Raw genomic sequence first — 9401 nt, 5'->3', positions numbered from 1 at the left:
CCCGGCCCTCACCGCCGAACGCTTCCTCCCCGACCCCCACGGACCACCCGGCTCCCGCCTGTACGCCACCGGAGACCGCGCCCGATGGCGACCCGACGGCGAACTCGAATACCTCGGACGCCTCGACACCCAGACCAAGATCCGCGGCATGCGCGTCGAACCCGGCGAGATCGAGGCCGCGCTGCTCTCCGAGCCCGAGGTCCGCGCGGCGGCGGTCGTCGCGGACGGCGACCGCCTGATCGGCTACGTGGTGACCACCGAGACGGTCGACGGCGCGGCCATCGGCACGGAGGCGCGTACGGACAGGAAGACTCACCCGAACCCGAACCCGAACCCGGCCCCTGGCACCCGGCCAGGAACGGACGCCACCCCCGAACAGAACACGCAGACCGGAACGAGGCCGACAATCGACTGGCGGGCCAGACTGCGGGCCACGCTGCCCGACCACATGATCCCGTCGGCCTGGGTGACGCTGGAGGAACTCCCCCTCACCCCCAACGGCAAGCTGGACCGGAAGGCCCTGCCCGCGCCGGAACCGGCGGGCGCGGACGGATTCAGGGTGCCGCCGAGGGACCCGGTCGAGGGACGGGTCGCGGCGATCTGGGAGGAGTTGTTCGACGTCCCGATGGTCGGGGTGTTCGACGACTTCTTCGACCTGGGCGGGCACTCGCTGCTGGCGCTCCGGCTGGCCGTGCGGATCAGGCAGGAGTTCGGCAGGGAACTGCCCGTGGCGGCCGTGCTGGCCTCGCCGACCGTGGCGGGCCTGGCGGACGTGCTGCGCCGCCCGGAGGACCTGGGCGAGCAGCGGGTGGTGACGCTCAACGCGGAAGGCGACCGTACCCCGATCGTCCTGGTGCACGCCCTGGGCGGGCAGGTCTTCCGCTACCACCCGATGGCCCGCAGGCTCGGCCCCGACCAGCCCGTCTACGCGATCGCGGCCAGCGGGCTGATGCCCGGTGAGGACCCGCACACCACCATGGCCGACATGGTCGAGGACTACGTCGACCGGCTGCGCGCCGTCCGTCCCGGCGGGCCGTACGTACTGGGCGGGTTCTGCATCGGCGGGAACATCGCGATGGAGATGGCCAGGCGGCTGCGCGCCCTCGGCGAGGACGTCCCGCTGCTGGTGCTGTTCTACTCCGACGCGGACGAACCCGTGATCACCAGCTCGTTGGAGGACGACGCCTCGCTCATGACCCACGCGCTGGCGGGAGGACCGCTGGAGACGAGCGGCGCGGAGTTCGCCGGGCTCGGCCCCGAGGAGATGCTGGTGGCGGTCATCGCCGCCGCCGGGCGGGAGCAGCGGCTGGCACCCGACACCGCCGACGTCGAGCAGGCCCGGCGCTTCCTCCGGGTGTTCCGGGCCAACGCCCACGCGGTCGGCCGCTACCGGCACGAGCCGTACGACGGTGACGTGGCGCTGTTCGCCCCCGCCGGTGACCGGCCCGATCTGGGCTGGAACGGCGTGGTCAAGGGGAACCTCGCGATCGAGGCGATTCCCGGCGAGCGCGTGGTCATCCTGTTCGAACCCCTGGTCGCCGAGGCGGCCGCCAAGCTGAGGAGTTGGATCGACCATGGCGTCACCGGACACTGAGAGCACCCGGAACGCGGGGAGCACGGGACCGCCACAGAGCACCGGGAGCACCGCGACGGTCGGGGCTCCAACGACGACCGGAACGGCCGACACCCCGGTCGCCGGAGCCCCTGAAGTCCCCGGAGCCGCCGGAGGTCCCGAGACCTCCGAAGGCTCAGGAGGACCCGGGGCCTCCGGGGGTCCCGGTGCCCCCGGGGACGAGAAGCGGCCCGAGGAGACCGGTGACGACGGCGGTCTCTGGCGTAACCAGGACTTCCTGCGGCTGTGGACCGGCCAGACCCTCTCCCAGTTCGGCTCCCAGATCTCGTACGTGGCGATCCCGCTGATCGCCGTCGTCACCCTGGGCGCGAGCGCGACCGAGATGGGCGTCCTGGGCGCGCTGGTACGGCTGCCGATGCTGGGATTCCTGCTGTTCGGCGTCTACATCGACCGGATGCGCAAGCGGCCGGTGCTGATCTGGTCGGACCTGGGCCGGGCGGCGGTGCTGGCCCTGGTACCGCTGCTGTACGTGATGGACGGCCTCACGCTCGGGGTGCTGTACGCGGTCGTGTTCGTGCTGAGCCTGCTGTCGGTGCTGTTCCAGGTCGCGTACCGCTCCTACTTCCCGTCGCTGGTCCCGCTGCGTCACCTGGGGGACGGCAACGGCAAGCTGCAGCTGAGCGAGTCACTGGCGCAGACGGCCGGTCCCGGCGCGGCGGCGGCGCTGATCAAGGTGGTCGCCGCGCCACTGCTGATCATGATCGACGTGCTCTCCTACCTGTTCTCCGCGATCGCCATCCTCCTCATCCGCAAGCGCGAGGAGGTGCCCGCCCCGGACGACGAGACGGCCGGGAGCGTGCACCGGGCGATCTGGGCGGGCTTCCGGTGGGTGATGGACCAGCCGATGATCCGGCCGCTGGCCATCGCCAGCGGGCTGTACTCGTTCTTCGTCATGGGCGCCATGCAGTCGATCTACGTGCTGTTCCTGCTGCGGGGCGGGCCCGACCTGCCGGTGGAGTGGGTGGGGATCGTGATGGCGACCGGCGGCGTCGGCGCCATCCTCGGCGCGACCCTGTCGGTGCGGACCATGCGCCGCATGGGGATCGGCCCGACACTGCTGTGGAGCACGATCATCGGCAACTGCGCGCTGCTGCTGGTGCCGTTCGCGTCGGGACCGGTCTGGCTGGCCGCCGGGATGCTCGGCCTCTCCCAGTTCGTCGTCTGGGCGAGCAACCAGGTCTTCTTCGTCAGCAACATGACCCTGGTGCAGTCGATCACCCCGCCGCACCTCCAGGCCAGGGTGATCGGCACGATCTACTCCCTGGGACTGATCCCGGCCCCGCTCGGTGCCCTGGGCGCGGGCCTGCTCGGCGAGGCCCTCGGCCTGCGCCCGGCCATCCTGTTCGCGGTGATCGCCGGGGCCATCCTGCCGATCCTGCTGCTGGTCTTCTCCCCGATCCCGAAGGTGAGGGAGATCCCCGGCACCTGAGCGGCCGCGCGACGGGCACCTGTCCCCGGGCCCCACCGGGGACGGGTGCCGGTACGGGAGAGGATGATGGTAGGCCGGACGACAGCGGGCACGATCGGGAGGAGACCCCGGGTGGCCGCCCGGCTCGATCGCGACGACCCACGTCGTCCCCACCCGTTCCCATCCCGGTAGGAGAACCATGACCACACTCACCGACAGGACCATCACGGCTCTGCGCACCACCCACGACGAGCTGGCGGCCTTCGTCCGGGGGCTGGACGCCGCCGACCTCACCCGGCCCTCGGGCTGTTCGGAGTGGACCGTCGCCCAGGTGCTCAGCCACCTCGGCAGCGGCGCCGAGATCGGCCTGGCGACACTGCGCGCGGCGCAGGACGGCCGGGACGCCCCGGGTCAGGACTTCAACCACCCGGTGTGGGACCGCTGGAACGCGAAGGACCCCGAGGAGCAGGCCGCGGACTTCCTCACCGCCGACGCCGACATCGTCTCGGCGTACGAGAGCCTCGACGCCGACGCCCGCGAGCGGCTGCAGATCAAGCTGGGATTCCTCCCCATGCCCGGCAGCGTCGCGCTGGTGGCCGGGATGCGCCTGAACGAGGCCGCCCTGCACGCCTGGGACGTCAAGGTCGCCTTCGACCCCAAGGCCACCGTCGCGCGGGACGCCGCCGGGGTGCTGACCGACCTGTACACCGGGCCGCTCGATTTCATGATCGGTTTCATCGGCAGATCCGACGCCCTGGACCCGCGCGTGGCCACGACCCTCCGGGTCGAGACGATCGACCCCGAGCACGTCCTGGGCCTCACCCTCGGGGAGACCGTCGGCTTCAGCGAGGCGCCGGAACCGGCCGACGTCACCCTGACGCTTCCCTGCGAGGCCTGGGCGCGCCTGCTCGGCGGCAGGCTGGCCCCCGAGCACACCCCGCCGTCGGTGACCGTCACCGGCGACGGCGTCATCCTCGACGACCTCCGCCGGGTGTTCCCCGGTATCTGACGACCGCCCGGCCCGTGGACGGCGCCTTCCGTATCACCCTGGAAAGCCGCGGCCTCGATCGGGGAGCGAGCGGTCGCCGGTCAGCCGCGGAGCAGGCAGAAGGGGTGTCCGGCCGGGTCTGCGTAGACGTGCCAGCCGCGGGTGCCGTCTCCGGCGTCCAGCAGGGTGGCGCCGAGCTGGAGGACCTGCCGCCGGGCCCGGTCGAGGTCCGCCACGTCGATGTCCAGATGGAACTGCTGCGGGCGCGCCGGGTCCGGCCAGCGCGGTGGCCGATACTCCCGCACACCCTGGAACGCGAGCACGAGGCCGGAGCCGGTGTGAAGGGTCGCCCAGTCGTCGTCGAGCGACCATCGAGGATCGGGCCGGTTGAGCTCGCCACCGAGAAGCGACCGGTAGAACCGGGCGAGGGCCGGCGCGTCGGGACAGTCCAGCACCACGCACTGCAGGTTGCCGATCACACGTGCTCCTCGTCAAGAACGCCGACCCCACGACCCTAGTCGGGTGCCGATGAGAAACGTGTCATGAGCCACAAACGACTCGAGCTCGACAAGGCGGTCTCGGCGTAGGAGGAGCAGGGTGCCGCCCCCGATCACCTACCACGGCGGGACGGCCGAGCTTGCTGACCGGATCGCCGTCATGCTGCCCGAGCACACGCACTACGTGGAACCGTTCGCCGGGTTCCTGACCGTTCTGCCGGCGAAGGGACCGTCGTGGCTACTACGGCGTCGCTGAGCGCCTGGCCGACACCGGGGTGAGGGCGAAGCGCGGCGGGCGGTAGGTCGTTCCGGCCTCAGCGGCTCACTGCGGTCTCCCGCTCCACGCGCGACAGCTTCTCGGGATTGCGCACGTGGTAGGCGCCGGTGACATAGCCGCTCTCCACGCGCACCGCCACCACTCCGTCGATCTCCCCGTTGACTCGCACGAGCAGCCCAGGGCCGCCATTGATCTGCACCAGCTCGGTCGACCTTTCCGCGTCGCGTTTCCACCAGCCGACGGCCAGTAAACGAGCCACGTTGTCGAGCCCCACAACGGGCCGCAGCAGGGCATGCCTGACTCCGCCGCCGTCGCTCAGGGCGACGACATCCGGCGCGAGGACGTCGAGCAGGCTCTGCAACTCGCCGGTTTCGACCGCTCGCTGGAAGGCCTGGAGTGCGGCTCGGGTCTCGGCCGGGGAGGCGATGCCGCGTGGTCGGCGCGCGGCGACGTGCGCCCGCGCCCGGTAGGCGATCTGGCGGACCGCGGCCGGGCTCTTGTCGACGGCTTCGGCGATCTCGTCGTACTCCAGATCGAACACCTCGCGCAGCACGAACACCGCCCGCTCGGTCGGCTGAAGCGTCTCCAGCACCAGCAGCATCGCCATCGAGACGCTCTCGGCGAGCTCGACGTCCTCGGCCACATCAGGCGCGGTCAGCAACGGCTCGGGCAACCACGGCCCGACATAGGACTCCTTACGCCGGCCGAGCGCGCGCAGCCGGTCCAGCGCCTGCCGGGTGACGATCCGCACCAGGTAGGCACGCTCCTCCCGCACGGTGGTCAGATCGACGTCCACCCAGCGCAGCCAGGTCTCCTGCAGGACGTCCTCGGCGTCGGCGGCCGAGCCGAGCATCTCGTAGGCAACGGTGAACAGCAGGTTGCGGTGGGCAACGAACGCCTCGGTGGCGGAGTCCACGAAGTCGGCACGGTCGGCACGGTCGAGCGGCTCGGCTGGGTCCGCACTTTGTTCGCTTCGTTCGCTGCGCTCGCTCATGCCCGGCTCCCGCCTGTTCGCTCCCAGCACTGCCACACGCACAAGACGCCGCTCCCCACCGCTTTGTAACACCCACGGCAGGTGGCCTATGTCACATGGCCGCGCTGTTACAGGGATCGGGGCGCCGGCGTCTCGTGTTCGTCAGGACGCCGCGCGAACGATCCGTACGGCACTACGGCACGCAAGACAAGGAAGACCTCACCATGTCCACACCCACGACGACCAAGCAGGAGGACCTGCGGTCGCGCATGCCCAACCCCCTCCCCTTCGTCCCCGAGCTTGCAGAAGTCGGCGAAGGCCTGCACAAGGTCCTCAGGAACGGCGCGATTTCCCCGACGACCATCAGCCTGCTGCAGCTGCGCGCTGGGCAGATCCTCGGCAGCACGTACTTCACCATCCGGGAGACCAACAACCTCCGCAGGATCGGGGAATCAGAGGAGCGCATCACCGCCGTGGCCACCTGGCACGACGCCACCTACTTCACCGACGCCGAACGGGTCGCGCTGGAGCTCGTGGAGGCCGTCCTCACCCCGAACCCGTCCGGGGAGCGCGTCCCCGACGAGCTGTACGCCAAGGCGTCCGCGCACTACGACGACAAGGCGATGTGGACGCTCATCATGGCGATCGCCCACATCGGCTTCTTCACCCCCGCCGCTCTCATCGCCAAGCCGATCCCCGGCATGCCCCCCGGCCAGAACTACAGCGAGTGAGAAAGGTACACACCATGAGCATCACCAAGTTCGCGGTGGCAGGGGCGACCGGGCGGCTGGGCCGCCACGTCGTCGACATCCTCACCGAACGGGGGCACCAGGTGGTGCCGATGTCCCGAGCCACCGGCGTTGACATCATCACCGGTGAGGGCCTGGCCGAGGCTCTCACCGGGGTCGATGCCATCATCGACGTCGCCTCCTGGCACGCCTCCGAGCAGGAGGCGGCGACGGAGTTCTTCCGCACGTCGGCCCGCAATCTGCACGAGTACGGCCAGAAGGCGGGAGTCACCCAGATCGCCATGGCGTCCATCATCGGCGTCGACAAGGCCACCGCCGGTTTCGTCGCCGCCAAGAAGGTGCACGAGGAGCTCCTGCTGTCCGGCCCGCTTCCCGTCCGCATCCTGCGGTCCGCGCAGTTCCACGAGTTCGTCGGTCAGCTCCTGGACTGGCAGCAGGGCGACGTCGCCTACCTCCCGGCCCTGCCCACCCAGCTCGTGGCCTGCCGCACCGTGGCCGAGGAACTGGTCGACCTGGCCACCGACCCCGACGCGCCCGCCCCGGGAACGCCGATCCCCGAGATCGCCGGACCCCGTAAGGAGACCATGGCGGAGGCGGCCCAACTCCTCGGCGCCCGCCGAGGCATCAAGGTCGTCGGCGTCGACGGCTCCGGCATACCCGATGCCGAGATCGCCGCCAACGGCGGGTTCCTGCCCAGCCCGCACGCCAAGCTCGCCGGACCCACCTTCCGGGAGTGGCTCGACACCCAACCCTGAGCCGGCCGTGCGGTACGGCCTTGCCCTTGTTCTCGGAACGCCACGGCCCGGAGTTTCGAGAACAAGGGCTTCCTCCGAACCTCGCCCTAGGGAACTCAGTGGTTCCCTCCGAGCCAAACGCACGGTCCGATCCCTTTGGGCGCCTGGATTCGTCACCGCATCCTCAGAAAGGGACTCACTCATGCCCCTCACCACGATCGACACAACGACCGCACTCGTCCTCATCGACCTGCAGAACCTCGTCGTCGGCCTCCCCACCACCCCCTACACCGGCCCCGAGGTGGTGGCCCGTGCGGTCGACCTGGCTGACGCCTTTCGCCACCACGGTGCTCCGGTTGTCCTGGTCCGGCTCACGGGCGGCCCGGACGGACCGGATGCTGCTCCAGGGCGCACCGGGATTCCGCGCCCGCCCGGCCCCCTGCCCGCGGGCTGGGACGTCATCGTCGATGACCTGACCGGCCACCCCGGCGACATCACCGTGACCAAGCGCACCTGGAGCGCCTTCCACGGCACCGACCTTGACCTGCGGCTGCGCCGCCGCGGTGTCACACAGCTTGTGCTGGCCGGGATCGCCACCAGCATCGGCGTGGAGTCCACCGCCCGCGCCGCCTACGAACACGGCTACAACGTCACGCTGGTGACGGACGCCATCGCCGATCGGGATGCGGAGGTGCATCGCCACAGCATGGAACGGATCTTCCCACTCCTCGGCGAGAGCGCTACCACCGCCGAAATCATCGACCTGCTGGCCAAGACCCACGCCTGACGCTCTTACACGATCACCGGATGAAAGGACAAAAGATGATGAAAGCACTGGACTTGCCGCTGTACATGCGGCGGAACGGTCTCAACCCGGTCGAGGAGCTGGCCCGGGCTCGCGACGGCGAGGGTGTGGTGCGGATGGAGACGCCGTTCGGCCTGCCCGCGTACCTGGTCTGCCGCCATGAGGACGTTCGCCAGGTGCTGGCGGATCCGGCCCGGTTCAGCAGCGCCCTGACGCCGTTCCCAGGAGCTGGGCAGATGAACGCCGACGAGCTGGCCACGATGCGGGCCGGGCAGCTGATCGGGTTCGACCCGCCCGAGCACACGCGGTTGCGCCGGATGCTCACCCCGGAGTTCACGGTACGGCGGATGCGCAGGCTTGAGCCGCGGATCACCGAGATCGTCCAGGCGGCCCTGGACGATCTGGAGCGGGCCGGTAAGCCGGCCGACCTGGTGGAGCACTTCGCGCTGCCGGTGCCGTCGCTGGTGATCTGCGAGCTGCTGGGCGTGCCGTATGCCGACCGCGCCGAGTTCCACGAGCGTGCCGTGCGCCTGCTGGACACCTCCTTGCCGATGGACCAGCGCGTCGCGGCGCAGCGGGAGGACCGCGCCTACCTGGCCGGCCTGGTGGCCCGCGCCCAGGCGGATCCGGGCGAGGACATGCTCGGCATGCTGGTGCGCGAGCACGGCCACGATCTCAGTACCGATGAGCTGATCGGCATCGCGGGACTGCTGCTGCTGGCCGGGCACGAGACGACCTCGAACATGCTCGGCCTGGGCACCCTGGCCCTGCTCCGGCACTCGGACCAGCTCGCCGTGATCCGCGAGGACCCGGCCCAGGTCGAACCCGCCGTCGAGGAGCTGTTGCGCTGGCTGTCCGTCGTGCAGTCGCTGCCGCCGCGCACGACCACGGCGGATGTGGAGATCGCCGGGCACGCCATCCCCGCAGGCTCGCTCGTGATCTGCTCGCTTCCCGCCGCCAACCGCGACCCTGCCTTCATCGACGATCCCGAGACCCTCGACATCACCCGGGGAGCCGCCGGCCACATCGCCTTCGGCCACGGCGTGCACCACTGCCTCGGGGCACCGCTGGCGCGGATGGAGATGCGCATCGCCTTCCCGGCACTGCTGCGCCGCTTCCCCGGCCTCGCCCTGGCCGACCCGGACCAGCAGGCCGACTTCCGGGCCTTCGGCCTCGTGTACGGCTTGCACACGCTGCCGGTGACCTGGTGAGCGGACAGCCTCCGAGAGCCGGCACCTCACCCACCGACACACAAGGATCAATGCTGTTCGGGGCTCATGACACGTTTCCTGCCGGTATCCCTAATCGGACACGGCGGCCACAACCCCGCCCGTACC

General features: G+C 70.5%; 10 protein-coding genes. 8 read left to right on the top strand and 2 right to left on the bottom strand.

Annotation, left to right across the window (positions count from 1 at the left end):
• Positions 1 to 148: 148 nt before the first annotated feature.
• The 3 genes from OG587_RS47225 to OG587_RS22355 all read left to right on the top strand — a co-directional run bounded on the left by OG587_RS47225 (position 149) and on the right by OG587_RS22355 (position 4050).
• Complete coding sequence (locus OG587_RS47225; RefSeq protein WP_443075629.1) at positions 149 to 1594, top strand: thioesterase domain-containing protein; 1446 nt, start codon at positions 149 to 151, stop codon at positions 1592 to 1594.
• Positions 1575 to 3062 (top strand): MFS transporter, encoded by a 1488-nt coding sequence (locus OG587_RS22360; protein WP_329093284.1) that lies wholly within the window; start codon positions 1575 to 1577, stop codon positions 3060 to 3062. Before OG587_RS47225 ends, OG587_RS22360 begins: the two co-directional genes overlap by 20 nt.
• 178 nt (positions 3063 to 3240) lie before the next feature.
• Positions 3241 to 4050 carry a maleylpyruvate isomerase family mycothiol-dependent enzyme gene (locus OG587_RS22355; protein ID WP_329093282.1) on the top strand — a complete coding sequence of 270 codons (810 nt, stop codon included), beginning with the start codon at positions 3241 to 3243 and terminating at the stop codon, positions 4048 to 4050.
• A gap of 80 nt (positions 4051 to 4130) precedes the next feature.
• On the opposite strand, the gene OG587_RS22350 is transcribed toward OG587_RS22355, so the two are convergent.
• Positions 4131 to 4508, bottom strand: a complete 378-nt coding sequence (locus tag OG587_RS22350) for a VOC family protein (protein ID WP_329093280.1) — start codon at positions 4506 to 4508, stop codon at positions 4131 to 4133.
• A gap of 118 nt (positions 4509 to 4626) precedes the next feature.
• On the opposite strand from OG587_RS22350, the gene OG587_RS22345 reads away from it, so the two are divergent.
• Entirely contained in the window at positions 4627 to 4782 is a 156-nt protein-coding gene (locus tag OG587_RS22345) for a hypothetical protein (RefSeq protein ID WP_329093278.1), read from the top strand.
• A gap of 58 nt (positions 4783 to 4840) precedes the next feature.
• Here OG587_RS22345 and OG587_RS22340 read toward each other — a convergent pair whose 3' ends face one another.
• Complete coding sequence (locus OG587_RS22340) at positions 4841 to 5656, bottom strand: RNA polymerase sigma-70 factor (protein WP_443075628.1); 816 nt, start codon at positions 5654 to 5656, stop codon at positions 4841 to 4843.
• Positions 5657 to 6000: 344 nt separating this feature from the next.
• On the opposite strand from OG587_RS22340, the gene OG587_RS22335 reads away from it, so the two are divergent.
• From OG587_RS22335 to OG587_RS22320, 4 genes are all read left to right on the top strand, one after another.
• Positions 6001 to 6507 (top strand): carboxymuconolactone decarboxylase family protein, encoded by a 507-nt coding sequence (locus OG587_RS22335; protein ID WP_329093273.1) that lies wholly within the window; start codon positions 6001 to 6003, stop codon positions 6505 to 6507.
• A 14-nt stretch (positions 6508 to 6521) separates the two neighbouring features.
• Positions 6522 to 7280 carry an SDR family oxidoreductase gene (locus OG587_RS22330; RefSeq protein WP_329093271.1) on the top strand — a complete coding sequence of 253 codons (759 nt, stop codon included), beginning with the start codon at positions 6522 to 6524 and terminating at the stop codon, positions 7278 to 7280.
• Between the two features lie 181 nt (positions 7281 to 7461).
• Positions 7462 to 8046, top strand: a complete 585-nt coding sequence (locus OG587_RS22325; protein ID WP_329093270.1) for an isochorismatase family protein — start codon at positions 7462 to 7464, stop codon at positions 8044 to 8046.
• A gap of 35 nt (positions 8047 to 8081) precedes the next feature.
• Complete coding sequence (locus OG587_RS22320) at positions 8082 to 9275, top strand: cytochrome P450 (RefSeq protein WP_329093268.1); 1194 nt, start codon at positions 8082 to 8084, stop codon at positions 9273 to 9275.
• The last annotated feature ends 126 nt before the right edge of the window (positions 9276 to 9401 follow it).

Origin of the sequence: Streptosporangium sp. NBC_01469, assembly GCF_036227305.1 — a bacterium.
Taxonomy (GTDB): domain Bacteria; phylum Actinomycetota; class Actinomycetes; order Streptosporangiales; family Streptosporangiaceae; genus Streptosporangium.
Note: the sequence above shows the minus strand (reverse complement) of the source record. Positions and strands in the feature narration are given on the sequence as shown.